This window comes from Methylobacterium sp. D54C (assembly GCF_053345595.1).
In genome coordinates, this window is sequence record NZ_JBKFAK010000001.1 from 368,805 (window position 1) to 395,364 (window position 26,560).

Annotated in this window: 23 protein-coding genes; 13 read left to right on the plus strand and 10 right to left on the minus strand. The window is 71.3% G+C overall.

Translation table 11 applies throughout. The features are described 5' to 3' along the window. Positions 1–24: 24 nt before the first annotated feature. The 3 genes from ACLBYB_RS01960 to rsmA all read left to right on the plus strand — a co-directional run bounded on the left by ACLBYB_RS01960 (position 25) and on the right by rsmA (position 4,719). Complete coding sequence (locus ACLBYB_RS01960; protein ID WP_447697690.1) at positions 25–2,604, plus strand: LPS-assembly protein LptD; 2,580 nt, start codon at positions 25–27, stop codon at positions 2,602–2,604. A gap of 110 nt (positions 2,605–2,714) precedes the next feature. Further along, positions 2,715–3,830, plus strand: coding sequence for a 4-hydroxythreonine-4-phosphate dehydrogenase PdxA (pdxA, locus tag ACLBYB_RS01965; protein WP_091680149.1), 1,116 nt, complete (start codon positions 2,715–2,717; stop codon positions 3,828–3,830). 10 nt (positions 3,831–3,840) lie between these two features. After that, complete coding sequence (gene rsmA / locus ACLBYB_RS01970) at positions 3,841–4,719, plus strand: 16S rRNA (adenine(1518)-N(6)/adenine(1519)-N(6))-dimethyltransferase RsmA (RefSeq protein ID WP_056522390.1); 879 nt, start codon at positions 3,841–3,843, stop codon at positions 4,717–4,719. 43 nt (positions 4,720–4,762) lie between these two features. On the opposite strand, the gene ACLBYB_RS01975 is transcribed toward rsmA, so the two are convergent. From ACLBYB_RS01975 to ACLBYB_RS01985, 3 genes are all read right to left on the minus strand, one after another. Continuing rightward, positions 4,763–5,737, minus strand: a complete 975-nt coding sequence (locus tag ACLBYB_RS01975; protein WP_447697691.1) for a TIM44-like domain-containing protein — start codon at positions 5,735–5,737, stop codon at positions 4,763–4,765. 172 nt (positions 5,738–5,909) lie between these two features. Then, positions 5,910–7,007, minus strand: a complete 1,098-nt coding sequence (locus ACLBYB_RS01980) for a two-component system sensor histidine kinase NtrB (RefSeq protein ID WP_447697692.1) — start codon at positions 7,005–7,007, stop codon at positions 5,910–5,912. 132 nt (positions 7,008–7,139) lie between these two features. Continuing rightward, positions 7,140–7,772, minus strand: coding sequence for a S24 family peptidase (locus tag ACLBYB_RS01985; protein ID WP_012317556.1), 633 nt, complete (start codon positions 7,770–7,772; stop codon positions 7,140–7,142). 316 nt (positions 7,773–8,088) lie between these two features. Between ACLBYB_RS01985 and ACLBYB_RS01990 the strand changes: the two genes are divergently transcribed. The 4 genes from ACLBYB_RS01990 to ACLBYB_RS02005 all read left to right on the plus strand — a co-directional run bounded on the left by ACLBYB_RS01990 (position 8,089) and on the right by ACLBYB_RS02005 (position 12,302). After that, the gene (locus tag ACLBYB_RS01990) at positions 8,089–8,439 is read left to right on the plus strand and encodes a DUF952 domain-containing protein (RefSeq protein WP_020093554.1); all 351 of its coding nucleotides are present in this window, start codon (positions 8,089–8,091) and stop codon (positions 8,437–8,439) included. Next, positions 8,436–9,512 carry a quinone-dependent dihydroorotate dehydrogenase gene (locus ACLBYB_RS01995; RefSeq protein WP_447697693.1) on the plus strand — a complete coding sequence of 359 codons (1,077 nt, stop codon included), beginning with the start codon at positions 8,436–8,438 and terminating at the stop codon, positions 9,510–9,512. The genes ACLBYB_RS01990 and ACLBYB_RS01995 overlap by 4 nt, the downstream gene beginning before the upstream one ends. A 199-nt stretch (positions 9,513–9,711) precedes the next feature. Continuing rightward, the gene (locus ACLBYB_RS02000) at positions 9,712–12,009 is read left to right on the plus strand and encodes an FdhF/YdeP family oxidoreductase (RefSeq protein WP_447697694.1); all 2,298 of its coding nucleotides are present in this window, start codon (positions 9,712–9,714) and stop codon (positions 12,007–12,009) included. Beyond that, positions 12,006–12,302 (plus strand): hypothetical protein, encoded by a 297-nt coding sequence (locus ACLBYB_RS02005; RefSeq protein ID WP_056522370.1) that lies wholly within the window; start codon positions 12,006–12,008, stop codon positions 12,300–12,302. The genes ACLBYB_RS02000 and ACLBYB_RS02005 overlap by 4 nt, the downstream gene beginning before the upstream one ends. Positions 12,303–12,380: 78 nt before the next feature. Here the strand turns inward: ACLBYB_RS02005 and ACLBYB_RS02010 are convergent, their stop codons facing one another. After that, complete coding sequence (locus ACLBYB_RS02010) at positions 12,381–13,274, minus strand: HpcH/HpaI aldolase/citrate lyase family protein (protein WP_091977129.1); 894 nt, start codon at positions 13,272–13,274, stop codon at positions 12,381–12,383. A gap of 215 nt (positions 13,275–13,489) precedes the next feature. Between ACLBYB_RS02010 and ACLBYB_RS02015 the strand changes: the two genes are divergently transcribed. After that, on the plus strand, positions 13,490–13,831 hold the full coding sequence (locus ACLBYB_RS02015) for a YMGG-like glycine zipper-containing protein (protein ID WP_026604994.1): 342 nt from the start codon (positions 13,490–13,492) through the stop codon (positions 13,829–13,831). 29 nt (positions 13,832–13,860) lie between these two features. Here ACLBYB_RS02015 and ACLBYB_RS02020 read toward each other — a convergent pair whose 3' ends face one another. Beyond that, positions 13,861–15,225 (minus strand): MATE family efflux transporter, encoded by a 1,365-nt coding sequence (locus ACLBYB_RS02020; RefSeq protein WP_447697695.1) that lies wholly within the window; start codon positions 15,223–15,225, stop codon positions 13,861–13,863. Between the two features lie 142 nt (positions 15,226–15,367). Continuing rightward, a complete protein-coding gene (locus ACLBYB_RS02025) occupies positions 15,368–15,721 on the minus strand; it encodes a DUF6460 domain-containing protein (RefSeq protein ID WP_447697696.1) in 354 nt (117 codons plus the stop codon). A 276-nt stretch (positions 15,722–15,997) separates the two neighbouring features. Here ACLBYB_RS02025 and ACLBYB_RS02030 point away from each other — a divergent pair, with 276 nt between their 5' ends. Genes ACLBYB_RS02030 through pdeM form a run of 3 tightly spaced genes read left to right on the plus strand, consistent with a single transcriptional unit; the run spans position 15,998 to position 20,303 of the window. Beyond that, positions 15,998–16,954 carry an alpha/beta hydrolase gene (locus ACLBYB_RS02030; protein ID WP_056522365.1) on the plus strand — a complete coding sequence of 319 codons (957 nt, stop codon included), beginning with the start codon at positions 15,998–16,000 and terminating at the stop codon, positions 16,952–16,954. Then, a complete protein-coding gene (locus tag ACLBYB_RS02035) occupies positions 16,951–19,548 on the plus strand; it encodes a ligase-associated DNA damage response DEXH box helicase (RefSeq protein ID WP_447698129.1) in 2,598 nt (865 codons plus the stop codon). The genes ACLBYB_RS02030 and ACLBYB_RS02035 overlap by 4 nt, the downstream gene beginning before the upstream one ends. Positions 19,549–19,589: 41 nt before the next feature. Next, complete coding sequence (gene pdeM / locus ACLBYB_RS02040; RefSeq protein WP_091680165.1) at positions 19,590–20,303, plus strand: ligase-associated DNA damage response endonuclease PdeM; 714 nt, start codon at positions 19,590–19,592, stop codon at positions 20,301–20,303. Positions 20,304–20,312: 9 nt separating this feature from the next. Here the strand turns inward: pdeM and ACLBYB_RS02045 are convergent, their stop codons facing one another. Continuing rightward, complete coding sequence (locus ACLBYB_RS02045; protein WP_091680166.1) at positions 20,313–21,773, minus strand: methyl-accepting chemotaxis protein; 1,461 nt, start codon at positions 21,771–21,773, stop codon at positions 20,313–20,315. Positions 21,774–21,981: 208 nt separating this feature from the next. After that, positions 21,982–22,968 (minus strand): CorA family divalent cation transporter, encoded by a 987-nt coding sequence (locus ACLBYB_RS02050; RefSeq protein ID WP_447680562.1) that lies wholly within the window; start codon positions 22,966–22,968, stop codon positions 21,982–21,984. Positions 22,969–23,179: 211 nt separating this feature from the next. Here ACLBYB_RS02050 and groES point away from each other — a divergent pair, with 211 nt between their 5' ends. Continuing rightward, positions 23,180–23,470, plus strand: a complete 291-nt coding sequence (gene groES, locus ACLBYB_RS02055) for a co-chaperone GroES (protein ID WP_012317542.1) — start codon at positions 23,180–23,182, stop codon at positions 23,468–23,470. 71 nt (positions 23,471–23,541) lie between these two features. Continuing rightward, complete coding sequence (gene groL, locus ACLBYB_RS02060; protein WP_447697697.1) at positions 23,542–25,182, plus strand: chaperonin GroEL; 1,641 nt, start codon at positions 23,542–23,544, stop codon at positions 25,180–25,182. Between the two features lie 100 nt (positions 25,183–25,282). On the opposite strand, the gene ACLBYB_RS02065 is transcribed toward groL, so the two are convergent. Together ACLBYB_RS02065 and fae are read right to left on the minus strand one after the other, a co-directional pair. Continuing rightward, on the minus strand, positions 25,283–25,573 hold the full coding sequence (locus ACLBYB_RS02065; protein WP_447697698.1) for a hypothetical protein: 291 nt from the start codon (positions 25,571–25,573) through the stop codon (positions 25,283–25,285). 295 nt (positions 25,574–25,868) lie between these two features. Further along, a complete protein-coding gene (gene fae / locus ACLBYB_RS02070; protein WP_012317540.1) occupies positions 25,869–26,381 on the minus strand; it encodes a 5,6,7,8-tetrahydromethanopterin hydro-lyase in 513 nt (170 codons plus the stop codon). Positions 26,382–26,560: the final 179 nt, after the last annotated feature.

The window sequence follows — 26,560 nt, forward strand, 5'->3', positions numbered from 1 at the left end:
ACGTCACAGGGGTTGGGACGCGCGTTGCGTAAGGTCGCCGACATCCTGCGGAAGGCTGGTTTCCGGGCCGCGCTGGCGCTCGCCGCGCCGCTGGCCGGGGGCCTGTCCGCCCATGCCCAGGGTCTGCCCGCCGTCGCGGCCGGCAAGCCCGGCGACAAGCTCCTCGTCGAGGCCGACGAGCTGATCTACGACAACGACCACGGCACCGTGACGGCGCGGGGCAACGCCGAGTTGCATTACGGCCCGCGGACGCTGCAGGCCGACCGCGTGCGCTACGACCGGAATTCCGGCCGGGTCTTCGCCGAGGGCAATGTCCGCCTCACCGAGGCCGACGGCGGCGTCGTGACCGGCGCGCGCATGGAGCTCACCGACGACTTCAAGACCGGCTTCGTCGACGCCTTCCGCGGCCAGCAGACCGTCCAGCGCAAGTTCGAGACCGTGCGCACCCGGTTCTCCGCGCCGCGGGCCGAGCGCCTGAACGGCGAGCAGACCAGCTTCGAGTCCGGCAGCTACACGGCCTGCGAGCCGTGCAAGGACAACCCTGAGACGCCGCCGCTGTGGCAGATCAAGGCGAAGAAGATCATCCACGACAACGAGACCCACACGGTCTACTTCGACGACTCGACGCTCGAGATCGCCGGCATCCCGGTGGCCTACCTGCCGTATTTCGAGGCGCCGGACCCGACGGTGAAGCGCAAGACCGGCTTCCTGACGCCGCGCTTCATCACGACGACCGCGCTCGGCAACGGCGTGTCGCTCCCGTACTTCATCAACTTCGCGCCGAACTACGACCTGACGCTGACGCCGACCCTGCTGAGCCGGCAGGGCCTGCTCGCGCAGGGCGAGTTCCGCCAGCGGATCGACAACGGCTTCTACAACATCCGCCTGTCGGGCATCTCGCAGACGACGCCCTCGGCCTTCCTGCCGAGCCCCCTCGGCGCGGGCGAGCGCGACTTCCGCGGCTCGGTCGAGTCGCAGGGTCGGTTCTACATCAACCCGCGCTGGCGCACCGGCTGGGACCTCGTCGGCGTGACCGACAAGTGGTTCCTCGACAATTACCGGATCCGCAACCAGAACATCACCACGGACTATTTCCGCGAGGCGACCTCGACCGCCTTCCTGATCGGTCAGGGCGACCGCTCGTGGTTCGAGGCGCGGGGCTACTACTTCAAGGGCCTGTCGAGCTTCGACTGGCAGAAGCAGCAGCCGATCGTGGCGCCGGTGATCGACTACGACAAGCGGATCAATGGCCCATCGGAGATCGGCGGCGAGGTGCGCTTCCAGGCGAACATCACCAGCCTGACCCGCGAGACCACGCAGTACCAGGGCCTGCCGCGGACCTCGAGCTACCTGTTCTCGCCGAGCGTCAACGGCGTCAGCTTCCCGCTCTACCAGACCTGCACGGTCTTCCAGCGCGGCCTGTGCGCCATCGACGGGCTCGCCGGCACGAACACCCGCGCCTCCGCGGAGCTGTCCTGGCGCCGCAGCTTCATCGACGATCTGGGCCAGAAATTCACGCCCTTCGCGTACCTGCGCACGGACGCGTTCTTCAACAGCACGAGCTTCTCGGGCTACCAGAATGACCTCGTCCCGCAGGTCGCGCACGTCGATCAGGGCTTTGCCGGGCGGGTCATGCCGGCGATCGGCCTCGACTACCGCTACCCGTTCGTCGCCAATTTCGGCGCCCTCGGCGTCCACACCCTGGAGCCGATCGGCCAGATCATCGCGCGCCCGTCGGAGACCCGGATCGGCCGCCTGCCGAACGAGGACGCGCAGAGTCTCGTCTTCGACGACACCTCGCTGTTCGAGTGGGACAAATTCTCGGGCTATGACCGGGTCGAGGGCGGCGTGCGCACCAATCTCGGCGGCCAGTACTCCGTCGTGACCCCGTCCGGCTGGTACGCGAACGTCCTGTTCGGCGAGTCCATCCAGCTCGCGGGCGTCAACTCGTTCCGCCGCGGCGACATCGCCAACACCGGCCTCGATTCGGGGCTCGAGACGCAGCGCTCCGACTTCGTCGGGCGTTTCCAGGTCTCGCCGAACCAGAACATCACGTTCATCAGCCGGGCCCGGTTCAACCAGTCCGACTTCCACGTGGCGCGGTTCGAGACCGGCGCGACGGCGCGGTTCGCGCCGTTCCTGCCGCTCACCGTCTCGGCCTTCTACTCGTACTACGAGGCGCAGCCGCTGCTGGGCTACAGCCACTACCGCGAGGGCATCACCGCCACCGCGACCTACAACATCACGCCGAACTGGTTCGTGTCGGGCTCGCTGCTCGTCGACCTGACCCACTACCTCGACGTGCGCAACACCTACACGGACGCGCTGAGCTCGTACCTGGCGAACCCGATCGGGACCGTGCCGATCTACCAGAACCCGGGCCGCTTCTACCTGTCGGGCGCGAGCTTCGGTGGCGGCTACCAGGACGAGTGCACCACCGTCTCGCTGAACTACATCAACTCGCCGATCGCGACCGCGACGGGCGTCCGCGAGCGCAACCAGACCGTGCTGCTGCGGGTCGAGCTGAAGACCCTGGGCGAGGCCGACCTGCGCCAGAACGTCGGGACCGCCACCACCGCCGACGGCATCGCCTCGATCCGCTGAGGAACCGGGACCGGCGGCGCGCCGGTCCGGCGCGTCGGCCGCCGCGATCCCGCCGCTCGGTCTGAGCCGCCGAGGATGCGCCCGCGCCGCGCGGGCGCTATAGAGCGCCCATGCCGCCCCTCGCCCTCACCCTCGGAGATCCCGCCGGCATCGGCCCGGAGCTGGCGCTCAGCGCGTGGCTCGGGCGCGGCGGGGCGGATCCGTTGCCGCCGTTCTTCCTGGTGGCCGATCCCGACTTCGTCGAGCGCCTCGCCCACCGCCTCGACCGCCCCGTCCCGGTGGCGGAGGTCGATCCCGAGACGGCCGCCGAGGTGTTCCCGCGCGCGCTCCCCGTGGTGCCCTTGCCGAGCGGCGCCCGCGTCGCGGCCGATCCCGGCGTCCCCGATTCCGGCAACGCCGGCGCGACCATCGAGTCGATCACCGCGGCGGTGGAGTTCGTGAAGGCCGGGCGCGCGAGCGCGGTGGTGACCAACCCGATCGCCAAGTTCGTGCTGACCCGGACGGGCTTCGCCCATCCCGGGCATACCGAGTTCCTGGCCGCCCTCGCGGTGCCGCCCGGCGTGACGCCGCCCCGGCCGGTGATGATGATCTGGAGCGCCGGCCTCTCGGTCGTGCCGGTGACGATCCACGTGCCGCTGAGGGACGTGCCGGACCTGCTCACCCAGGAACTCGTCGAGGAGACCGCCGCGATCGTCGCCCGGGACCTGCGGGAGCGCTTCGGCCTGCCCGAGCCGCGCCTCGTCCTCGCCGGCCTGAACCCCCACGCGGGCGAGGCCGGGACGATCGGCCGCGAGGACCGCGACGTCCTCGCCCCCGCGGTGGCGCGCCTGCGGGCGCGGGGCATCGACATCCGCGGGCCGCTCCCCGCCGACACCCTGTTCCACGCCCGCGCCCGCGAGACCTACGACGTCGCCCTCGCGCCCACGCACGACCAGGCCCTGATCCCGATCAAGACGATCGCGTTCGACGACGGCGTGAACGTCACCCTCGGCCTGCCCTTCGTGCGCACCTCGCCGGACCACGGAACGGCCTTCGACATCGCCGGCCAGGGCGTCGCCCGGCCGGACAGCCTCGTGGCGGCCCTGCGCCTCGCCGACCGGCTGGCCGCCAACGCGGCGGCGCGGAGCGAGGCCCCCGCCGGGGCCGAGATCATCCCGTTCAGCGTCTATGCCGGCCGTCCCCGGCCCGTCGGCGCCCGCCACTTCGATCCCGAGGACGAGCTGTGAGGCAGCCAGCATGAGCGCCGGGGACGGTCTTCCCCCGCTGCGCGAGGTCGTCGCCCGCCACGGCCTGGAGCCGAAGAAGGCGCTCGGCCAGAACTTCCTCTACGACCTCAACCTGACCGGCCGGATCGCCCGGGCGGCCGGTCCGCTCGCGGGGGTGACCGTGGTGGAGGTCGGGCCGGGCCCGGGGGGGCTGACGCGCGCGCTCCTCGCCGAGGGCGCCGCCCGCGTCGTGGCGATCGAGCGCGACCCGCGCGCCCTGCCGGCCCTCGCCGAGATCGCCGCCCACTATCCCGGCCGGCTCGAGGTGGTCGACGCCGACGCCCTGGCGTTCGACCCGCGGCCGCTGGTGGGCGAGGCCCCGGCGCGGATCGTCGCCAACCTGCCCTACAATGTCGGGACCGCCCTGCTCACCGGCTGGCTCGACGGGGAGGTCTGGCCGCCCTGGTGGGACCAGGCCGTGCTGATGTTCCAGCGGGAGGTCGCCGAGCGGATCGTCGCCGGCCCGGAGGAGCGGGCCGATTACGGCCGGCTCGGCGTCCTCTGCGGCTGGCGCACGGAGGCCGAGATCCTGTTCGACGTCAGCCCCTCGGCCTTCGTGCCGCCACCCAAGGTGACCTCGAGCGTGGTTCGGCTGGTGCCGCGCGCCCAGCCCCTGCCCTGCCGCGCCGGCGCGCTCGAAGCCGTCACCCGGGCGGCCTTCGGCCAGCGGCGGAAGATGCTGCGCCAGAGCCTCAAGGCCTTGACGCCCGAGGCCGGCGCCCTGCTGGCGGCCGCCGGCCTGTCCGAGACCGCGCGCGCCGAGGAGATCCCGGTGTCCGGGTTCGTCGATCTCGCCAATCGGTGGGACGCGCATAGAAAAGCCGGCGCCCCGGTAGGGACGCCGGCCTGACGGAAAGCCGTGGCTCCGGCCCGGAGGCCGGAGCGCTGCCGGGTCAGCGGGTCTGCTGGATCGCCGAGAGCACCCAGCCGCGGCCGGGCTGGCGCAGGAACGTCCAGAGTTCCGTCGCCTCGGACGAGTCCGTGGAGACGACGCGGCCGCTCGACCGTTCGATCATCACGTCCTTGAGGGCGTAGCGCATGGCCACGGTCGCGTAGTCGGTGCGGTCCTCGCCCCAGGCCTCCGCGAGGTCGCCCTGCAGCAGCTTCACGTCCGAGATCTTGTTCACCACGCCGCGAGCCGCGTTGCCGCGCAGCTCCTCGTCGAAGTAGCTGACCATCTCGGGCGTCGACAGGTTGCCCAGCGTCACCCGATCCTCGCGCGAGTAGGCGTCCTGGATGTCGCCGAGCAGGCGCTCGAAGGCTTGGTAATCGGCCGGGCCGATCTGCACCGGACGCGTCTGCGGCGGGCGCTGCCCACCGCCGAACATGCCGCCGGGAGCCGGGCCGCCCGGAGCGCCGCCCATCGGGCCGCGGGCGCCCGGCTGATCGTCGAGCGACGAGCGGGCGTAGGGCGCGCCGGCGCCGGCCGGCTCGTTCCGGCGGCGGAAGAACCGCAGCGCCAGCATCACCACGAGCACGACGAGACCGACCTGGAACAGGAGGCCGATCATCGAGGCGAGGCCGCCGAGGCCGCCGAAGAAGCCGCCGCCGAGCAGCGCGCCGATCAGGCCGGCGCCGAGCAGGCCCGCGAAGAAGCCGCCGCCGAAGCGGCGACCGGGCGCTGCCGGGGCCTGCATGCCGGGGCTGCCCATGCCGGGCGAAGGCGCGGTCTGCGAGCGCTGCATCGTCGTGCCGCCGCCGGGGGCGGTCGGCGTGGCGGAGGGCGCCGTGTAGGTGCGCGAGCCGCGGGATCCGACGGACCCGCCGCCGCCCGGACGGGCTTCCACGACGGGTGCCGCGACGGTCAGCGCAGCGGCCAGCGCCAGGAGGGCGGCCACACGCCGGCGGCGCGAAATCTCAGTAAACATGTACACGCCTCAGAGGACGAGAACCGGGTGGCGCGGAGCGCCAGTGACGATATGGGAACGGTCGGGCAGCGGTTTTAGTCCTGGCCGCCGTGGCCCGGGCGACGTTTTCCACCGGATCGCAGCGGCGCATTCCGAGCCCGCCCGTCGCGCCCATCGCGTGAATGGCACGGCTCTAGTGGAGCGTGCGCTCCGGGGCGGCCGGGAAGGAGAGGCGCACCTGCGTCCCCTCCCCGCTGCGGCTGTCGAGGGTGATGGTCCCGTTCTGCCGCTTCATGAGGCCGTGGACGATCGCGAGGCCCGCGCCGCGCCCGGCCTCGTGGCTGGTCTGGAACGGCGCCAGAGCCCGGGCGAGCATCTCGGGCGACATGCCCTGCCCGGTGTCCCCGACCGCGATCCCGACGCTGCCCTGGCCCGGCTGCTGCAGGGAGCGGTCGCCGGGATCCACCCGGAAGGTCGACAGGGTCAGCGTCCCGCCCGACGGCATCGCCTCGCAGGCATTGGCGACGAGATGCCGCAGGGCGAACTCGATCTGCGTGGGATTGCTGATCGCCCGCGGCAGGCCCGGCGTCGCCGCCACGGTGAGGCGGATCCCGGGCGGCAGGTCGGGCTCGAGGCGGGAGGCGAGGTCGGCCACGATGGCGTCGAGGTCGACCGACCGGACGTCAGGCGCGATGCGGCGCGAATAGGCGAGCAGGTGCCGGGTCAGGATCGCCGCGCGCTCGGTGGCGTCGGCCGAGCGGGCGATCGCCCGCTGGACGAACGGCTCCTGCCGGTCACCGAGCCGCCGCTTGAGCCCGTCGATGTAGCCGATCAGGATCTGCAGGAAGTTGTTGAACTCGTGGGCGACGCTGTTGGTGAGGAGCCCCAGCGCCTCGCGCTGGCGGGAGAGCGCGAGCGCGCCCTCGGCCTCGCGCCGGGCCGTCTCGTCGCGGATCTGGCCGATGCGGAACGGGGTTCCGGGCAGGGGCGCCGTCTCCAGGCGGGCCCAGAAGCTCGTCCCGTCCGCGCGCGTGGCCAGGAATTCCTGAGGCTCGGTGCCGGCGGGGTCGAGGGGCGCCGTGCGCTGCGCCAGGATCAGGTCGAGTCCCTGCGCGACGAGCCGCTCCGCCGGGTAGCCGGCGATCCGCTCCAGGGCGGGATTGGCGTGGCGGACACGGCCCTGCGGATCGAGCACCAGGCTGGGCGTCGGCAGCGCGTCGAGGAGCGCGCGGGCCTCGTCCGCCAGCGACCCGCCTTCGGCCGCGCTGTGATCCGTCCCGGGCTGCGCCATGCTGCGTTCGCGCTCAGCGGATGCGGAAGGTCCGCGACGGGCCAGCGATAGCGATGAACGGCCTCACGGCCAAGCGTGGATCCGCGGGAGGATCCGCGCAACGAACGGCGTGCCGACCCGTCCGGGCACCGCCTACTGGCGCACCCACATCACCCGGGCCATCCAGGCCACCTCGCCGAGATTGAGGACCCGGTCCTCGTGCTCGGGGTTCAGGGAGGCCAGTTCCACGGTCCGGGCGGTACGCCGCCGCAGCTCCTTGGCCAGGACCTCGCCGCCGTGCAGGCGGACCACGACGCGGTCGCCCTTGCGCACGCTGGCCGTCGGCGACACGATCAGGACGTCGCCGTCCCGGAACAGCGGCAGCATGGAATCGCCCTGGATCTCCAGCGCGAAGGCCCGCTCCTCGCCGAGATCCGGAAACTCGATCTCCTCCCAGCCGGCGCCCCCGGTGGGCATGCCCTCGTCGGTGAACAGGCGGCCGGCCCCGGCCTGGGTCAGGCCGATCAGCGGCACCATCGTGCGGGCGGGGATCTCGCGGGCCTCGATGAGCCGCAGGAACTCGTCGAGGCTCGAGCCGGTGGCGGCCAGGACCTTCGACACGGATTCGGTGGACGGCCAGCGCTTGCGGCCGTCGGCGCCCACGCGCTTCGACCGGTTGAAGCTGGTCGCGTCGAGGCCGGCGCGGCGGGCGAGGCCCGAGGCCGAGTAGCCGTGGCGCTCGGCGAGCCGGTCGATGGCGTTCCAGATCTGCTCGTGCGACAGCATAGCGGGCTCGGAAGCTCAGCCTGAGCGGGCCGGCACCCCCGTCTCACCAGCCGGGAGCCGGCTGCCTCGGAGGCACGGAGACGGTTCGCCCGCCGGGTCCGTTCGACACCCGCCGGGTACGCGCGGAGATACTTGACAATCTGCTTTCCGGATCCGCTCTGCCGGTCCGGACGGGGCTGTGTGACGTCCAGCCTAGTCGTAGGAAAGTAGAACTACGGGCGGCAGATTGCAATCGCTCCTCGAATCGGGCGGGGCGCGGCGCGGTTGCCGCCGCGGCCCGGCGCCTCTATCGCAGCGTCGTCTCCGGGGAGCTTCGATGCCGCTCATCTACAAGATCTGTCCGCGCCCTCTGTGGCGCGAGGCCGAGGCCGCGGGCCGGTTCACGGGCGCCCCGATCGATCATCAGGACGGCTTCATCCATTTCTCGACGGCCGCCCAGGTCGCCGAGACGGCGGCCCGGCACTTCGCCGGGCAGGACGACCTGCTCCTCGTCGCGGTCGAGGCCGACGCCCTCGGCGACGGCCTGCGCTATGAGCCCTCTCGCGGCGGCGACCTGTTCCCGCATCTCTACGGCCCGCTGCCGCTGTCCGCCGTGGTCGCGGTGGACGATATGCCGCTGGGCGCCGACGGCCGGCACGCCTTCCCGGCCGGGATCCTGCCGGCATGATCGCGGCCGCCTTCCCCCTCGTCAGACCGCTGCTGCACCGCCTCGACGCGGAGCGCGCGCACGACCTGACCCTCGCCGCCCTGGCGCTCCTGCCCGCGGGGCCGCGGCCGGTGGACGACCCGCGCCTCGCCGTCGACCTGCTCGGCCGCCGCTTTCCCAACCCGGTCGGCCTCGCGGCCGGCTTCGACAAGGGCGCGCGCGTTCCCGACGCGCTGCTGGGCCTCGGCTTCGGCTTCGTCGAGGTCGGCGGGGTCGTGCCGCGGCCCCAGCCCGGCAACCCGCGGCCGCGGGTCTTCCGCCTCCCCGACGACCGCGCCGTGATCAACCGCTTCGGCCTCAACAGCGAAGGGCTGGAGGTGGTGGCCGACCGTCTGCGCGCCCGGAGGGGGCGACCCGGCATCGTCGGCGTCAACATCGGCGCGAACAAGGAATCCGCCGACCGCCTCGCCGACTACGCCGCCTGCACCGCAGCCCTCGCGCCGCTCGTCGACTTCGTCACGGTCAACGTCTCCTCGCCCAACACGCCGGGCCTGCGCGACCTCCAGGGTGAGGCCTTCCTCGACGAGCTGCTCGCCCGCACGGTCGAGGCCCGGGACGCGGCAGGCGCCGGCGCGGCGATCCTCCTCAAGATCGCCCCCGACATGGCGCTGGACGCCCTCGACGCGGTCTGCGCGACGGCGCAGCGGCGCGGGGTCCAGGCCCTCGTCGTGTCCAACACCACGGTGGCCCGCCCGACGAGCCTGCGCGAGCAGGGTCTCGCGCGGGAGACGGGCGGCCTCTCGGGGCGGCCGCTCTTCGGCCCGGCGACGCGGATGCTCGCCCAGACGCGCCTGCGCGTCGGGGACGCGCTGCCGCTCATCGGGGTCGGCGGCGTGGATTCGGCCGAGGCGGCCTGGACCAAGATCCGGGCCGGGGCGAGCCTCGTGCAGCTCTACTCGGCGCTGGTCTACGAGGGGCCGGGCCTCGTCGGGCGCATCAAGGACGGGATCCTGCGGCGCATGAGCGAGGCCGGCATCGCCTCGCTCCGGCAGGTCGTCGGGCGCGACGCCGCCGACCTCGCCCGCGGAGACTGAGCCGGCGCGGGCGAACCGTTCGCGGCGCCGCGCCGGACAATTTTTTTGGGGCCGCAGTTTAGAAAGGCTTTGCACAGCGGGAGCTTAGCCTGTGCCCCGTGCATGAGGGGCCTGCGCCGACACGCCATTGTGAGGGCGTCGGAGAGGCGCTTATCTCGCGGTTGCGAGACACATCGCGTCAGCCAATCCAGGACGGTTCATGGCCCAGTCTGAAGGGTCCACCAAGCGCTCCTCCGCCGCCGGCGGCTGGGGTGCTCTGAAGAGCTGCGGCAAGCACCTGCTCGGCAGCCGCGCACCCCTCACCGGCGCCCGCGCGCTGCTGAAGGCGAACCAGCCCGACGGGTTCGACTGCCCCGGCTGCGCCTGGGGCGACCCGGAGCACGGCTCGTCCTTCGAGTTCTGCGAGAACGGCGTGAAGGCGGTTTCCTGGGAGGCGACCGACAAGCGCACGAAGCCGTCCTTTTTCGCCAAGCATACCCTGACCGAGCTGCGCACCTGGAGCGACTACGCCCTGGAGGGCCAGGGCCGCCTGACGCACCCGATGCGCTACGACGCAGCGAGCGACCGCTACCTGCCGGTGAGCTGGGACGAGGCCTTCGCGGAGATCGGCGCGACCCTGCGCGGGCTCGACCATCCGGACCAGGCCGAGTTCTATACCTCGGGCCGCGCCTCCAACGAGGCGGCGTACCTGTACCAGCTCTTCGCCCGCGCCTACGGGACCAACAACTTCCCCGACTGCTCGAACATGTGCCACGAGGCGAGCGGCGTCGCCCTAATCGACGCCATTGGAATCGGCAAGGGCACGGTCCTGCTGGAGGATTTCGAGAAGGCGGACGCGATCTTCTGCGTCGGCCAGAATCCCGGCACCAACCACCCGCGGATGCTCGGCGACCTGCGCCGGGCGGCCGAGCGCGGCGCCAAGGTCGTGGTGCTGAACCCGGTCCGCGAGCGCGGCCTGGAGCGCTTCGCCGACCCGCAGAACACCGTCGAGATGCTCCGCGGCGCCAGCCGCCCCATCGCCAGCCACTACCTGCAGCCGCGCTCGGGCGGCGACATGGCGGCCTTCCGGGGCATCGCCAAGGTCGTGTTCGCCCGCGACGCCGAGGCGCTGGCGGCCGGCCGGCCCTCGCTCCTCGACCGCGCCTTCCTCGAGCACCACACCGCCGGGCTCGAGGCCTACCGCGCCGCCGTCGAGGCGACGTCCTGGGACGCGATCCTCGACCAGTCGGGCCTGACCGTGGACGAGATCGCCGCGATGGCGGACGTCTATCTGGGCGCCCAGCGGGTCATCGCGACCTGGGCCATGGGCGTGACCCAGCACCGCCACTCGGTGGCGACGATCCGGGAGATCGCCAACCTGCTGTTCCTGCGCGGCCATATCGGCCGGGCCGGCGCGGGCCTCTGCCCGGTCCGCGGCCACTCGAACGTGCAGGGCGACCGCACGGTCGGCATCAACGAGCGCCCGTCCGCCGCCTTCCTGGATTCCCTGGAGCAGCATTTCGGTCTCGCCATGCCGCGCCGGCACGGCCACAACGTCCTGGCGGCGATCCGGGCCATGCGGGACGGCACCGCGAAGGCCTTCATCGGGCTCGGCGGCAACTTCCTGCGGGCGACGCCCGACACGCCGGTCGTGGCGCAGGCGCTGGCCTCGTGCCGGCTCACCGTGCACATCGCCACCAAGCTCAACCACGCCCACCTCGTGCCGGGCGCGGTCGGCTACCTGCTGCCCTGCCTGGGCCGCACCGAGATCGACCGGGGCGCCGAGGGCAAGATCCAGATCGTGACCGTCGAGGATTCGATGAGCATGGTCCACGGGTCGGGCGGCATCAACAAGCCGGCCTCCAAGGAGCTGCGCTCCGAGATCGCAATCATCGCCGGCATGGCGCAGGCGACCGTCGGCTCCGCCGCCATCGACTGGGCCGGGTTCGCCGCCGATTACGACCGGATCCGCGAGGCGATCGCCGCCACGATCCCGGGCTTCACCGGCTACAACACCCGGGTGCGCAAGCCGCGCGGCTTCATGCTGCGCAACCTCGCCGCCGAGCGGGTGTTCGAGACCGCCACCGGCCGGGCCACCTTCTCGGCCGACGCCCTGCCGGTCGAGACCGAGCACCAGGCCGCCCGGAAGACGCGCGACACGTTCGTGCTGCAGACCTTCCGCAGTCACGACCAGTACAACACGACGATCTACGGCCTGGATGACCGCTACCGCGGCGTCTACGGTGAGCGCCGCGTGATCTTCGCCCACCCGGACGACCTCGAGGAGATCCGCGACCGGCTCGGCGACCGGGTCGACGTCGTCGGCATGCACGACGACGGCATCACCCGCCGGGCGGAGGATTTCCGCCTCGTGCCCTTCGACATGCCGCGGGGGGCGCTGGCCGGCTACTATCCGGAGCTGAACGTGCTCGTGCCGCTCTCGACCTACGGCGAGAAGAGCGACACGCCGACCTCCAAGTCGGTGCTGGTCACCCTGCAGGCGCGCGCGGCCGCGTGAGCGCGGAGCCCGACGAGGCGGCGTTCGTCGCCGCCCTCGACCGGGTTTCGGCCGCCCGCCCGGATCTCGACCCGCTGGCGGCGGGCCTCCTGGCGGCGCTCGACCTCGGCCTGCCGGGCGACAGCCGCGCCTTCGCCCGCACCTTCGGGGTGGAGCACGCCCTGGTGCTGCGCGCCCTCTCGGGCCTGGACGAGGCGGGCCTCGTCGCCGTCACGGCCCGCGACGGGCGCACCCAGCGGACGCGCTACACGACCGCCGATTCAGGGCCGTCGGTGCCGTCATCACGCGCGTAGTGAAGTGACCCAGGGACCGCGACAGACTCGGGCGTGGCGCTGCCCTGGATCGCTTCGCTCCGGCGAGGACGGACGCGCTCAGAACCCCTTCGCCTTGATCGCCTCGGCCCAGGTGACCGCCCGCCGGTTCACGCCGAGATGCTGCCGCTCGTAGAGCCGGCCCTCCAGCTTGATCGCGCCGCGCTTGGCGTATTCCGGGCGCTCGAACGCCTCGATCACCAGCTTGGCCCGGCGCACCTCCTCCTCGGTGGGGGCGAAGGACGTGTTGGCCGGCTCCAGCTGCGTCGGGTGGATCAGGGTCTTGCCGTCGAAGCCCAGGTCGCGGGCCTGCCGGCACTCGTCGCGGCAGCCCTCTGTGTCGGCGATGTCGTTGTAGACGCCGTCGAGGATCGCGAGCCCCTCCGCCCGCGCGGCGGCCAGCGCCATCATCATCCAGGGCAGCATCGGCACGCGGCCGGGGACGATCTTGGCCCAGGTGTCCTTGGCGAGGTCGTTGGTGCCGAGCACGAGGCAGGTCAGCCGGTTGCGCGGGTCGCGCTTCGCCCGGGCGATCTCCTGGATGTTGAGGATCGAGGCCGGGGTCTCGATCATCGCCCAGATCGCGATGCCGTCCGGCGCGTCGAGGGATTCGAGCCGGTCGGCGATGCTCTCCAGCACGGCGGGGGACGAGACCTTCGGCATCAGGATCGCGTCGGGCTTGGCCTCGATGGCGGCGTGGAGATCCGCCTCGCCCCACGGGGTCTGCGGGGCGTTGACCCGGATGACCAGCTCGCGGCTGCCGTAGGCGCCGCTCTTCACCGCGGCGCAGACCTGATCGCGGGCGAGCTCCTTCTCCTCCGGGCCGACGGCGTCTTCGAGGTCGAGGATGATGCTGTCCACCGGCAGGGACTTGGCCTTGTCGAGCGCCCGCTGGTTCGAGCCGGGCATGTAGAGCACGCTGCGGCGCAGGCGCAGATCGGTGGTCGTGGCCATCGGCTTCTCCCTCCTGGGCCGTCGCGCGGCCTCCCGTCGTTGCGCTGCACCCTAAAGCACGAACCCGGCCGCGCCACACCCTAAAGGTCGGGGCGGGTGAGTCCCCGCGCGGTTTGATACCGCGCCGTCTCTCCGCAGATCGAAGCCGCGGTTTGGTCATGTTCCGCCGCTTAAAGGCCGGACGAAACCAATTCTCGAAGTCCGGGATCTCTACGATGCGCAAAGTCTTGGTCACCCTCGCCTTGCTCGGGACATTGGCGGCACCTGAGGCGGCCCGGGCCCAGAGCCGGACCACCCTCGGCGTCGGCTCCGGCGCGGTCGCGGGGGCGCTGGTCGGCGGCCCGATCGGCGCCGTCGCGGGGGCCGTGGTCGGCGGCTTCGTGGGGAACTCGTCGGAGCGCGGGCGCCGGCACGTCCGCCGGGGACGCCGCTACGGCTACGCGGCCCCGCGCCGGTCGTACCCGCGGCGGGCGGAGGCCGCCGTACCGCGGACCACCGGCTCCGTGGCCCGCGCCGCGCCGCCGGCCCAGCCCACCACCTGGAAGGATCCGCGCTAGCACGCCTCGAGGTCGCGCGCGGCTGCCGCCTAGGCCGCCGGTTCGAGGGCGGCCGCGGCCGGCGTCCGGAACGTGTCCCGGGCGAGGCGCGGGAAGGCGATCGCCTGTCCGAGGCCCCGGGCGCCCAGGAAGCTCACGAAGGCCAGCCACAGCCCGGTATTGCCGAAGCCCAGGCTCTCGACGAGCGCGAGGATCGCGCAGTAGGCGGCGAGCGCGCACACCATCAGGTTGCGCATCGCCCGCGTCCAGGTCGCGCCGATATAGATCCCGTCATACGCGAAGGGCGCCGCGGCGGCGAGCGGCGCCAGGGCGGCGAGGACGAGGTAGGACCGGGCCGCCTCGCGGACCGGGCCGTTCGTGGTCACGGCATCGATGAAGGCCGGGCCGCCCGCCAGCGACACAAGACTGACCGCGAGGCCGAAGCCGAGGCACCAGCGCAGGCTCAGGGCGGCGGCCGCGTCGAACGCCTCCCGGTCCCGGGCGCCGACGGCCTGGCCGCACAGGGTCTCGGCCGCCGTGGCGAAGCCGTCGAGGAAGAATCCGCCGATCAGGAAGAGATTCCACAGGACCGAGTTCGCGGCCAGGACCACGTCGCCCTGCCGGGCGCCGAGTGCCGAGAACAGCACGATGCCGGTGATCAGCGCGAGCGTCCGCAGGATGACGTCGCCGTTGACGCTGAGCGTCCGGCGGAGCGCCGCGGCGTCGCGGAGGTCGCGCAGCGGCACCCGGAACGGTCGGGAGCCGAGCCGCGCCAGGAGAATCAGCCCGAGGCCGAGCCCGAGCGCCTCGGCGCCGAGGGTCGCCAGCGCCGCGCCGGCGAGGCCCAGGCCGAATCCCAGGACCAGAATGAGCGTCAGCGCGACGTTGGTCAGGTTGATGGCGATCTGCAGCAGCAGGCCGAGATCGGTGCGCCCGCGCCCCAAGACCGAGCCGAGCACGCCGTAGCTCGCCAGCACGAAGGGCGCGGACAGGATGCGGATGTGAAAGTAGGTCGCGAGACCGGCGATGACCGCCGCGCTCGCCCCGCTGATCGCGAAGGCGAGCTGCGCGAGGGGCCCCTGCAGGGCCACCAGGATGAGCCCGATCAGGGCGCCCGCCGCCAGCGCCCGCGCCAGGATGCGGTCGACCTCGGCGTCGTCGCGCCCGCCGACCGCCTGCGCGGTCAGGCCGGCGGTCGCCATGCGGAGCGCCCCGAACGACCAGAAGATCGCGTCGAAGATCACCGCGCCGAGGGCGATGGCGCCGAGCAGCGCCGCGTCGCCGAGCCGCCCGATCACCGCCGCGCCGACGAAGCCGAGCATCGGCGTCGTGACGTTGGCGATCGTCATGGGCAGCGCCAGGGCCAGGACGCGGCGGTTCGTCGGGCGGGCCGAGCTGGCGACGGTGTGCATCATGCCGCACGCTAAGAAGCCGCGCCCTCCGCGCAAAGCGGGGTGATCGCATCGGCGGGTTGCGATGGCGGGCGGCCGAACTGCCCGAACCGCCGGCGCGCCGGGCCGTCGGGGCGCGACCGGGCCGGATCGGCCCCGAACTTCGTCAGCGGGAGACGGCGAAGAGGCGCGCGATCAGCCAGAGCGGCACGACCACGATCGCCCCGGCGACGATCCAGCCGCCGAAATCGTGGAGCGACGCCAGCCCGACCTCCACCAGCGCCCGCGCCGAATCGTAGACGTGCCAGAACAGCCGCCCCGGCGTCAGGCCGAGCATCGACATGAAGGCGCCGACCAGCACCGACAGGAACAGGAGCCGCAGGAACACGCCGGCCGGCGAGCCGCCGAGGAACCGCCGCAGCGCCGAGGGGCGCGACCGGTCGCTGTCCGCGGCGTAGGGGGCGTTCGGCGGGGCGCCCTGCTGATAGCCTTGCCGGCGCCGGTCGTGATCGACGAGCATTGCGTCCTCGTGAAGCCTCAGGGCCCTCGGATCGGCGACGAAGCGGGCGGAACCGTGACCGGCACACCACACCGCGTCGAAACCCGAGCGCGGATCAGGCGTTGGCGGGTTTCTCGCGCGCCGTGCAGATGGCAAGCGGCGTCGCGCGCGCCAAGATGCCGGACGGGGTGGACTACGCCGCGGGACTCTCGCGGCGCGGCCTCGGCCAAAGGGAGAACTCCCGGGAATCGGGAATTGGTGTGAGAGGCTCTGAGTGCCGACGGGACCATACGCACGATGATCGACCACGCCCTGTTCGACCCGGCGACGATCGATCCCGAGACGCTCCGGCTCAATGCGGAGATCGTCGCGGCGCACGCCGCGCTGCCCGATCCCTGGTCGCTGCCGATCGCCGAGGTGCGCGAGCGGCGCCGTCTGGGCACCAAGGCGGCGCCCGCCATGCCGCACAGCGCCCGGGCCGAGTGGCTGACGATCGACGGGCCCGGCGGCCCGCTCAAGCTCCGCGTGGTCCGACCCAAGCCCGGCACGAAGCTGCGCGGCGCCTACCTGCACATCCACCGGGGTGGCTGGGTCTGGGGCTCCGCGGACGAGCAGGATCCCTGGCTGGAGCGCATCGCCGACACCTGCGGCTTCGTCGCGCTGTCGGTCGAGTACCGCCTCGCCCCCGAGCACCCCTATCCGGCGGCGCTGCTCGACTGCGAGGCCGCGGCCCTGTGGCTGGCCGGTCCGGGCAAGACCGAGCTCGGCATCCACGCGCTGACCATCGGCGGCGAGTCGGTGGGGGCGCACCTCGCCGTGATGGTGCTCCTCCGGCTGCGCGACAAGCACAACCTGCCGCGGGCCTTCCGGGGCGCCAACCTCAATGCCGGCTTCTTCGATCTCGGCCTCACACCGTCGGTGCGGAACTGGGGCGAGGAGCGGCTGGTCGTGAACACCCGCGACCTGACCAAGTTCGCCGACGGCTACGTCCGGGAGGGCATCGACCGGCGCCGGCCGGACGTGTCGCCGATCTACGCCGACCTGAAGGGTCTGCCGCCGGCCCTGTTCACCATCGGCACCGCCGACCCTCTTCTCGACGACACGCTGTACATGTCGGCGCGCTGGGCGGCGGCGGGCAATGGCGGCCACACGGCGATCTATCCCGGCGGCTGCCACGTCTTCGCCCGCTACCCGAGCCCGATGAGCGAGCGGGCGCTGGAGCTGATCGACCGCTTCCTGATGGCGCTCGCCTGAGCGACCCGTCCGAGATCCTGCCGGAGCGGTTCCGCGCCTGGTTCGCCGGGCGCGGCTGGGCGCCCCGATCGCACCAGCTCGATCTCCTGCGGATCGCCGGTGCCGGCCGCTCGGCGCTGCTGGTGGCGCCGACCGGGGCCGGCAAGACGCTCGCCGGCTTCCTGCCGAGCCTCGCGGCCCTCGCCGAGCGGGGGCCACAGCGGAAGGCGGCGGGCCTCCACACCCTCTACGTCTCGCCCCTGAAGGCGCTCGCGGTCGACATCGCCCGCAACCTCGACGCGCCGATCGCCGAGATGGCGCTGCCGGTGCGCGTCGAGACCCGCACCGGCGACACCCCCGCCCACAAGCGCACCCGCCAGATCAGCTGGCCGCCGGACATCCTGCTGACGACGCCTGAGCAGCTGGCGCTGCTGATCGCCCATCGCGAGGCGGCGGAATTCTTCTCCGGATTGCGCTGCGTGGTGCTCGACGAGCTGCACGCGCTGGTGACCTCGAAGCGCGGCGACCTGCTGTCCCTGGCGCTGGCGCGGTTGCACCGGCTGAGCCCCGGCCTCGCGGCGATCGGGCTGTCCGCCACGGTGCGGGAGCCGGACGAGCTGCGGAAGTACCTGGTGCCGCAGGGGCCGCTTCCCCCTCCTCCCGCCGCGCGCGGGGACGGCGCGTCCAGTCCTGACGTGTCTCCTCCCCCACCCCGACCCTCTCCCGGACGGGACGGGGAGTCCGTCGCGCCGCCCATGGCCGATCTCGTCACCGTCGCCGGCGGCGCGAAGGCGGACCTGCGCATGCTCGATCTCGGCCGGGCGCTGCCGATCTCCGGCCACACCGCGTGGCACTCGATGCCGGCGATCTACGACCTCATCCGCGAGCACCGGACCACGCTGGTCTTCGTGAACACCCGCCTCCAGGCCGAGTACACGTTCCAGGAGCTGTGGCGGCTCAACGACGACGCCCTGCCGATCGCGATCCACCACGGCTCGCTCGACGCCCAGCAGCGCCGCCGGGTCGAGGCCGCGATGGCGGCGGGCCAGCTCCGGGCGATCGTCTGCACCGCGACCCTCGATCTCGGCATCGACTGGGGCGACGTCGACCTCGTGGTCAATGTCGGCGCGCCGAAGGGGGCGAGCCGCATCATGCAGCGGATCGGCCGGGCCAACCACCGCATGGACGAGCCCTCGAAGGCCTACCTCGTCCCGGGCAACCGCTTCGAGATGCTGGAGTGCCAGGCGGCGCTGGACGCCGTCGAGGAGGCCGCCCAGGACACGCCGGATGCCCGCCAGGGCGCCCTCGACGTCCTCGCCCAGCACGTCCTCGGCATGGCCTGCGCCGACGCCTTCGATCCGCTCCACCTCTACGACGAGATCGTCTCGGCCGCGCCCTACGCCGGGCTGACCTGGGAATCGTTCGAGCAGGTGGTCGACTACGTCGCCACCGGCGGCTACGCGCTGCGCGCGTACGAGCGCTTCGCCAAGATCCTGCGCGGGCCGGACGGACTCTGGCGGGTGCGCGACGCCCGCACCGCCCAGGCCTACAGGATGAATGTCGGCACCATCGTGGAGGCGGCGCGGGTGAAGGTCCGCCTCGGCCGGACCCTGCGCGGCAAGCCCGGCACGGTGCTGCCGAAGACCGGCCGCGTGCTCGGCGAGATCGAGGACGAGTTCGCCGAGACGCTCACGGTCGGCGACACCTTCCTGTTCGCGGGCGAGACCCTGCGCTTCGAGGGGCTCGCCGAGGACGAGTGCCTCGTCACCCGCGCGCCGGCCGGCACCGACCCGGCGATCCCGTCCTACGCGGGCGCGAAGTTCCCGCTCTCGACCTTCCTGGCCGCCCGGGTCCGGGCGCTGATCGCCGACCCGTTCGAGTGGGACCGCCTGCCCGAGCAGATCGGCGCCTACCTGCTGCAGCAGCGCCGCCGCTCTGTCCTGCCGGGCGAGCGCGACCTGCTGGTGGAGACCTTTCCGCGCGGCAAGCGCTACTATCTCACCGCCTTTCCGTTCGAGGGCCGCCTCGCCCACCAGACCCTCGGCATGCTGCTGACCCGGCGGCTGGAGCGTTCCGGCCTGCGCCCGCTCGGCTTCGCGGCCAACGATTACGGCATCGCCATCTGGTCGACCCGCGACGTCTCGGAGCGCGCCGCGATCGATCCGGACTTCATCGGCGACCTCTTCGCCGTCGACATGCTGGGTGACGATCTTGAGGCGTGGCTCGACGAATCGGCGATGATGAAGCGCACCTTCCGCCAATGCGCGGTGATCGCCGGCCTGATCGAGCGCCATCACCCGGGACAGAAGAAGTCCGGCCGGCAGGTCACGATCTCGACCGACCTGATCTACGACGTGCTGCGCAAGCACCAGCCCGACCACCTGCTGCTGCGGGCCGCGCGGCAGGATGCGGCAACCGGACTCCTCGACGTGAGGCGCCTCGGCATGATGCTAGAGCGCATCCAGGGGCGAATCATCCACAGGTCTCTCGACCGGGTCTCGCCGCTCTCCGTGTCCGTGATGCTCGAGATCGGGCGCGAGCGGGTCTACGGCGAGGGCGCCGACGAGATCCTGGCCGAGGCCGAGGCGGAGCTTCTCCAAGAGGCTCTGTCCTGACCGTCGATCCGCCCTCCCCCGACGACACCGAGGATGCGATCTTGGCGGCCGGCCTGAGACTCGAGAAGACTCCCAAGCACCCCACCCTGCAACTGGCGGGGGAGACCCTGGTGCTCGACCTCTGCGGCGGCCTCTGGCTGCCGGAGCACCGGACGCTGATTGTGTCCGACCTCCACTTGGAGAAGGGCTCGTCCTACGCGGCCCGCTCCGGCCAGTTCCTGCCGCCCTACGACACCCGGGAGACGCTCGCCTGCCTGCACGAGGCGGTGGTGCGGCACGATCCGGCCCGGGTGGTGGCGCTGGGCGATTCCTTCCACGACGCCCGCGGTCCCGAGCGCATGGAGCCGGGCGACCGCGCCCTGGTGGCGGCCCTGCAGGAGGGGCGGGACTGGGTCTGGATCGCCGGCAACCACGACGCGGCCGTGAACGAGGGCGTCGGCGGCCGCTACGCGGACGCGCTGACGCTCGGCGGCCTCGTCCTGCGCCACGAGCCGAGCCCGGAGCCCGTGCCCGGCGAGATCGCCGGCCATCTCCATCCCTGCGGGAAGGTGGCGATGCGCGGGCGGGCGGTGCGCCGCCGCTGCTTCGTCACGGACGGCACCCGCCTCGTCATGCCGGCCTTCGGCGCCTACGCCGGCGGCCTGAACGTCCGCGACCGGGCGATCGAGAGCCTGTTCCCCGACGGCTTCACCGCCCATCTCCTCGGGGACGGGCGGGTCTTCGCCATCGGCCGAGCGCAGCTCGCCCGGGACTGAGTCGCCCGATCAGGCCGTCTTCATGAACCGGATCACGCTCTCCGACAGGCTCGTCGAGTGGCCGGCGAGGCTCTCGGCGATGCCCTGGACCGTCTGGGCGAGTTGACCGGTGGCGTTGGCGGCCTCGGAGACGCCGCCGATATTGCCTGCCATCTCGTGGGTCGAGACCGCCTGCTCCTCGACGGCGCTCGCCATCGCCAGGGTGAGCTTGGACAGTTCGTCCACCGCGGCCGTGATCATCTCGATGGCGCCGACCGCCTCGCCGGTCGCGCTCTGGATCGCCGAGACCTGCTGCGTGATCTCGCCGGTCGCCTTGGCGGTCTGCTCGGCGAGCGCCTTCACCTCGGAGGCCACCACGGCGAAGCCGCGCCCGGCGGCGCCCGCGCGGGCCGCCTCGATCGTGGCGTTCAGGGCGAGCAGGTTGGTCTGGTCGGCGATCGACTTGATCATGCCCACCACCGCATCGACCTTGCGGGCGTTCTCGGCGAGCTGGCGCATGGTCGCGTCGGTGGTCCCCGCCTGGGCGGCGATCTGCTGCGCGCGCTCCGAGACCCGCCCGACCTGGCCGGAGATCTCCTGGATCGCGCCGTTCATCTGCTCGGAGTTCGACGCGACCGACGACGCCTTGTGGCGCGCGGACTCGGCCGACTGCATCAGGCCCACGGCCGAGCTCTGCATCTCCTGGATGGCGGAGCCGACGGCCTCGACGACCCGCTTGACGTCGGTCTCCATGTTCACCTGCGCGGTGACGACCGCCCAGGTCAGCATCGGGCCGAGGTACTGCCCCTTCTCGTCGTTCACGGCCGTGACCCGCAGGTTGAGGGTCTCGGGCCCGACCTTGATCTTGGTGCTGTGCGGCAGCCGGCTCGCGTCGGCCAGCATCGTGCGCTGGTGGCTGGGGTTCTTGTGGAAGATGTCGAACGAGCGGCCGAGCATGTCGTCGACCTTCACCGGCAGGTGCTGGTCGATCGTGCCGAGGGTCTTGCGCGACGTAGCGTTCATGTAGTCGATCTTGAAATTGTCCTTCAGATCGGCCGTCATGACCGCCACCGGAACGTTGTCGATCATCGTCAGGAGCCGGTTGATCTCCTTCTTCTTCGCCGAGATGTCCGCGGCGAACTTGACGACCTTGATCGGCTTGCCGCGCGCGTCGAGGACAGGATTGTACGTCGCCTCGAGCCAGACCGAGTCGCCCTCCTTGTCGAGGCGCAGGAACTCGCCCGTGACGTACTGGCCGTCCTTCAGCTTGCTCCAGAACGCCGCGTAATCGGCGGACTCGGCGTAGCTCTTGTCGACGAAGATGCGGTGATGGCGGTTCTGGACGTCGCTGAGGCCGTATTTCATCAATCGCAGGAAGTTCTCGTTCGCGTGAAGGACCGTTCCGTCCATCGAGAACTCGATGATCGCCAGCGAGCGGTCGAGCGCGTCGATCTTGGCCTGGGCTTCATTGAAAACAGTGCGATTGAACATGGTACGGCTCGCGTTCCCCCGGCGTGGGGTGTAGCCTCACAGCGTTAATGAATCCCTTATTCTGGCATTCGTCCAGTTTAAGAGTTGCCTGACGGAAATCGAATGCTTTGAGCGCCGCGCCCTCTGTGCGTCCGTAGCCGGATCGACGCCATCGTCGAAATTAGATTCAAATGTAAACCCAATCAGAGCAGAAACATGCTTGCGAATATCAGAACCAGCCGCGCATGCGAAAGTATACGATCGGCGCGACCGCGCTGATGAGGATCAGGCCGAGCGCGTAGGGATATCCGAGCGCCCAATCCAGCTCGGGCATGTGCTTGAAATTCATGCCGTAGATCGACGCGATCAGCGTCGGCGGGACGCCGACCACCGAGACGACGGTGAGGACGCGGAAGACGTTGTTCTGCTCGATGGTGATCAGGCCGAGGGCCGCGTCGAGCAGGAACTGCACGTTCTCGGCGAGCCGCGTCTCGAACTCGTCGAGGGATTCGATGTCCCGCTTGATCGTCTCGAAGCGCGCATCCTCCGGCAGGCCGAGGCTGTCGCAGGCCGCGGCGACGAAGGGGATGATCCGTTCGAGCCCGAGCAGACTCGACCGGATCTTGCCCAGAACCTTCCCGCGGTTGCTGATGCCGCGCAGGATCCGGCGCAGGGCGAGGTCGCGGCGCCGGGGCGGCGGGCTCTCCAGGCGCCGCCGCTCGGCACCGCGGACGTCGAAGTCGAAGATGCGGGTCGAGAGCGTGTCGAGCTCGGAGCCCATATCCTCGAGGGCGTCGGCGAGGCTGTCGACCAGTTCCTCCAGTACGACGAGGAAGATCTCGCTCGGCGTCGTGCTGCCGTCGCCGTCGGCGATACGCTTCGCGGACGCCTCGAAGGCGCGCAGGTCGTGGAAGCGGATCGTGACGAGGTGATCCTTGGTCAGCAGGAAGCCCAGCGGCTTCAGCTGCGACGCGCTCTGCTCGAACGTGATCATCGGGGTCGAGAGCGAGAGGCCGCCCTTCACCCGGCGCAGGCGGCTCGACGTTTCGACCTCCGAGAGCGCCGCCCGCGACGGCACCCGCAGTCCGGTCGCGGCCTCGACCGCCGCAGCCTCTTCCGGCGTGGGGTCGTTCAGGTCGAGCCACACGGTGTCGCGCGCGATCGGGCTGCCGGGTCGCAGCGCCACCGGGCCTTCGGGTCCGTGCAGGCTCAGCATGAGAGCGCGTTATCCATGAGGGAGAACGGGGCCGCCGGCGCGTCATCGCACCGTCGCGCGGGGGTGCGACAGCCTTGACTCGGAACCCGCCCGCGCCTATCTCGCGGCCGTCTTTGGCACTCGCCGAGACAGAGTGCTAACAGTCGAGTTCGCGAGCGGTCCCGCCGGCCGCATCAACGCCAACTCAAGACCTGAAGCAAGAGGGCAGCTCATGAAGTTCCGTCCGCTGCACGACCGCGTGGTCGTCCGTCGCATCGAGAGCGAAGAGAAGACCAAGGGCGGCATCATCATCCCGGACACCGCCAAGGAGAAGCCGCAGGAGGGCGAGGTCGTCGCCGTCGGGCCCGGCGCCCGCGACGAGCAGGGCCGCGTCAACGCGCTCGACGTCAAGGCCGGCGACCGCGTCCTGTTCGGCAAGTGGTCCGGCACCGAGGTCAAGATCGACGGTCAGGACCTCCTGATCATGAAGGAATCCGACATCATGGGCGTCGTCGCCCTCTGATCGGATCACCCGTCACCGCCCTTTGAGGCCGTCCCGGACTCGGGGTTCAACCACTAGCTAAGAGGCACACAATGGCAGCGAAAGACGTTCGTTTCTCCGCCGACGCCCGCGATAAGATGCTGCGCGGCGTCGACATCCTCGCCGACGCGGTGAAGGTGACGCTCGGCCCGAAGGGCCGCAACGTCGTGATCGAGAAGAGCTTCGGCGCCCCGCGCATCACCAAGGACGGTGTGACGGTCGCCAAGGAGATCGAGCTCGCCGACAAGTTCGAGAACATGGGCGCCCAGATGGTGCGCGAAGTGGCCTCGAAGACCAACGACATCGCGGGTGACGGCACGACCACCGCGACCGTGCTGGCCCAGGCCATCGTCCGCGAGGGCGCCAAGTACGTCGCCGCCGGCATCAACCCGATGGACCTGAAGCGCGGCATCGACCTCGCCACCCAGGCGGCCGTCAAGGACATCACCTCGCGCGCCAAGAAGGTCTCGACCTCCGACGAGGTCGCCCAGGTCGGCACGATCTCCGCCAACGGCGACAAGGAGATCGGCGAGATGATCGCCCACGCCATGCAGAAGGTGGGCAACGAGGGCGTGATCACGGTCGAGGAGGCCAAGACGGCCGAGACCGAGCTCGACGTCGTCGAGGGCATGCAGTTCGACCGCGGCTACCTCTCCCCGTACTTCATCACGAACGCGGAGAAGATGGTCGCCGAGCTCGAGGACCCCTACATCCTCATCCACGAGAAGAAGCTCTCGTCGCTCCAGGCCATGCTGCCGGTGCTCGAGGCCGTCGTTCAGACCGGCAAGCCGCTCCTGATCATCGCCGAGGACATCGAGGGCGAGGCTCTCGCCACCCTCGTCGTCAACAAGCTCCGCGGCGGCCTCAAGGTCGCGGCCGTCAAGGCGCCGGGCTTCGGTGACCGCCGGAAGGCGATGCTCGAGGACATCGCGATCCTGACCAAGGGCCAGATGATCGCCGAGGACCTCGGCATCAAGCTCGAGAACGTGACGCTCCCCATGCTCGGTCGCGCCAAGCGCGTGCGCATCGAGAAGGAGAACACCACGATCATCGACGGCGTCGGCGAGAAGTCCGACATCGAGGGCCGCATCTCGCAGATCAAGGCGCAGATCGAGGAGACCACCTCGGACTACGACCGTGAGAAGCTGCAGGAGCGCCTGGCCAAGCTCGCGGGCGGCGTCGCGGTGATCCGCGTCGGCGGCGCGACCGAGGTCGAGGTGAAGGAGAAGAAGGACCGCGTCGACGACGCCCTCAACGCCACCCGCGCGGCGGTCGAGGAAGGCATCGTCCCGGGCGGCGGCACCGCGCTGCTGCGCGCCAAGAAGGCGGTCTCCGAGCTGAAGTCCGAGATCCCGGACGTGCAGGCCGGCATCAAGATCGTCCTGAAGGCGCTCGAGGCCCCGCTCCGCCAGATCGCCCAGAACGCGGGCGTGGAAGGCTCGATCGTAGTCGGCAAGATCACCGACAACACCTCGTCGGAGACCTTCGGCTTCAACGCCCAGACCGAAGAGTACGTCGACATGATCCAGGCCGGCATCGTCGACCCGGCCAAGGTGGTGCGCACCGCCCTGCAGGACGCGGCCTCGGTCGCCGGCCTGCTGGTGACCACCGAGGCGATGGTCGCCGACGCGCCGAAGAAGGACAGCCCCGCTCCGGCCATGCCGGGCGGCGGCATGGGCGGCATGGACTTCTAAGTCCGAGCCATCCGCTGAGACGAAGGAAGGGGGTCGCCGCGAGGCGGCCCCTTTTCTCTTGGCGCCGGCCTGCCGCGGTGGCCCGCGGGGCGCTGGCCGGTCAGAGGCCGCGACGCGACGCTTCGGCCGCGAGACGCGCCCGCACGGTGGCGATCAAGGATTGCCGGACGCGCTCCGTCGCCTGGAACGGGATATCGAAGTTCAGGCTGTGGTAGATCAGGGACCGGATGCTGTCCTGATCGGGATCGTCCGCGCCTGTCTGCATGATGTCGAGGATCCAGGCATGGATCGCCGCGTGGTCGGACGTGTCGGGATCCGCGGCGAGGACCAAGTGGCCGCCGTGAATCCAGTCATCGCGCAGGGTTGCGGACACTTCGTCCGATGCAGGCATCACCTCACCTCGCGGCTCTGCCCGGTGCGGCCGGGACGATAGAGTATCCGCGCGCGCCGATCCCGTTCTCCACCGGCGACCGCGGAGCTTCGACGCCGCGTCACCTGTACGTCGGCGCCTCGCCCGGCCGCGATGTGGCGCGGCGGTCCAGGCGGTGGGCGATCAACAAAAAACGGGACGGCTCGCGCCGTCCCGTTCAGGGGCCTAATTATCGGCCAAGGAAGATCGAAGCCAGTCGCTGGAGCAGGCCCCGCGGTGCGGGCGGAGGCTCGCTCTGCCCAGGACCGTCCCCGATCTAAGCGTTGGCGGCGAAGGGGTGCTGCGCCGAGTTGCGCTGCTCGGTGACCGTCGAGGCCTTCGGCTCGCCGTTCACGGCGCGCTGGATCGACAGCTTGGTGGCCTCGTAGTTGTACTTCTGGATCTTGGCGTCGTCGGCCGCCTCCCAGTGGATGAACACGCCGACCAGGATGTACAGGTCGTCGGCCTCGTCCGCCGGGATGATGCCCTCGGCCACCGCGTCCTGCACGGCCTTGGCAACGCCGTGCTGGGCCGGGCCGAACATCTGGACGGCCTGACGGGCGTCGTTGATGGTGACCTTGTTGAACATCAGGGTGTTCGGCTTGCACGGCAGGTTCGGCGCGATGACCGCGAGCAGGCTGGTGAAGCCGTGCTTGTTGTTCACGAGGCCGTTGCAGAAAGCCGTCTCGGCCGGCGAACCGCGCGGTCCGATGATGAGGTCGATGTGGGCGACCTCGTTGCCGTCGCCGACGAGCGCTTCGCCGACCTGAACCTTGGTGATCTTCGCCATTCGGTGTCTCTCCCTGGATTCCGAAATAGAGCCGCGCGCCGGGCGGTGCCGCGGCCGGGAAGCCATCCTTGTTATCGGCGCCCGACCATGCCGGCCGAGCCGGTTGGGCCGAGCCGGTTGGGCCGGACAGCGCGGCGGACCCTACAGCGGGCCCCTGCGGCTCACAACCCGCGCAAGGC

What these genes read in the sequence shown, in the direction of transcription:
- rsmA (WP_056522390.1), top strand. Translation starts at nt 3,841, where the DNA reads ATGAGCGCCGGGGACGGTCTTCCCCCGCTGCGCGAGGTCGTCGCCCGC.
- ACLBYB_RS02015 (WP_026604994.1), top strand. Translation starts at nt 13,490, where the DNA reads ATGCGCAAAGTCTTGGTCACCCTCGCCTTGCTCGGGACATTGGCGGCA.
- ACLBYB_RS02010 (WP_091977129.1), bottom strand. Translation starts at nt 13,274, where the DNA reads ATGGCCACGACCACCGATCTGCGCCTGCGCCGCAGCGTGCTCTACATG.
- ACLBYB_RS02030 (WP_056522365.1), top strand. Translation starts at nt 15,998, where the DNA reads ATGATCGACCACGCCCTGTTCGACCCGGCGACGATCGATCCCGAGACG.
- ACLBYB_RS02050 (WP_447680562.1), bottom strand. Translation starts at nt 22,968, where the DNA reads ATGCTGAGCCTGCACGGACCCGAAGGCCCGGTGGCGCTGCGACCCGGC.
- ACLBYB_RS02025 (WP_447697696.1), bottom strand. Translation starts at nt 15,721, where the DNA reads ATGCTCGTCGATCACGACCGGCGCCGGCAAGGCTATCAGCAGGGCGCC.
- groES (WP_012317542.1), top strand. Translation starts at nt 23,180, where the DNA reads ATGAAGTTCCGTCCGCTGCACGACCGCGTGGTCGTCCGTCGCATCGAG.
- ACLBYB_RS02045 (WP_091680166.1), bottom strand. Translation starts at nt 21,773, where the DNA reads ATGTTCAATCGCACTGTTTTCAATGAAGCCCAGGCCAAGATCGACGCG.
- ACLBYB_RS01995 (WP_447697693.1), top strand. Translation starts at nt 8,436, where the DNA reads ATGATCGCGGCCGCCTTCCCCCTCGTCAGACCGCTGCTGCACCGCCTC.
- ACLBYB_RS01985 (WP_012317556.1), bottom strand. Translation starts at nt 7,772, where the DNA reads ATGCTGTCGCACGAGCAGATCTGGAACGCCATCGACCGGCTCGCCGAG.
- ACLBYB_RS02020 (WP_447697695.1), bottom strand. Translation starts at nt 15,225, where the DNA reads ATGATGCACACCGTCGCCAGCTCGGCCCGCCCGACGAACCGCCGCGTC.
- ACLBYB_RS02065 (WP_447697698.1), bottom strand. Translation starts at nt 25,573, where the DNA reads ATGCCTGCATCGGACGAAGTGTCCGCAACCCTGCGCGATGACTGGATT.
- fae (WP_012317540.1), bottom strand. Translation starts at nt 26,381, where the DNA reads ATGGCGAAGATCACCAAGGTTCAGGTCGGCGAAGCGCTCGTCGGCGAC.
- ACLBYB_RS01980 (WP_447697692.1), bottom strand. Translation starts at nt 7,007, where the DNA reads ATGGCGCAGCCCGGGACGGATCACAGCGCGGCCGAAGGCGGGTCGCTG.
- ACLBYB_RS01975 (WP_447697691.1), bottom strand. Translation starts at nt 5,737, where the DNA reads ATGTTTACTGAGATTTCGCGCCGCCGGCGTGTGGCCGCCCTCCTGGCG.
- ACLBYB_RS02000 (WP_447697694.1), top strand. Translation starts at nt 9,712, where the DNA reads ATGGCCCAGTCTGAAGGGTCCACCAAGCGCTCCTCCGCCGCCGGCGGC.
- pdxA (WP_091680149.1), top strand. Translation starts at nt 2,715, where the DNA reads ATGCCGCCCCTCGCCCTCACCCTCGGAGATCCCGCCGGCATCGGCCCG.
- ACLBYB_RS01990 (WP_020093554.1), top strand. Translation starts at nt 8,089, where the DNA reads ATGCCGCTCATCTACAAGATCTGTCCGCGCCCTCTGTGGCGCGAGGCC.
- groL (WP_447697697.1), top strand. Translation starts at nt 23,542, where the DNA reads ATGGCAGCGAAAGACGTTCGTTTCTCCGCCGACGCCCGCGATAAGATG.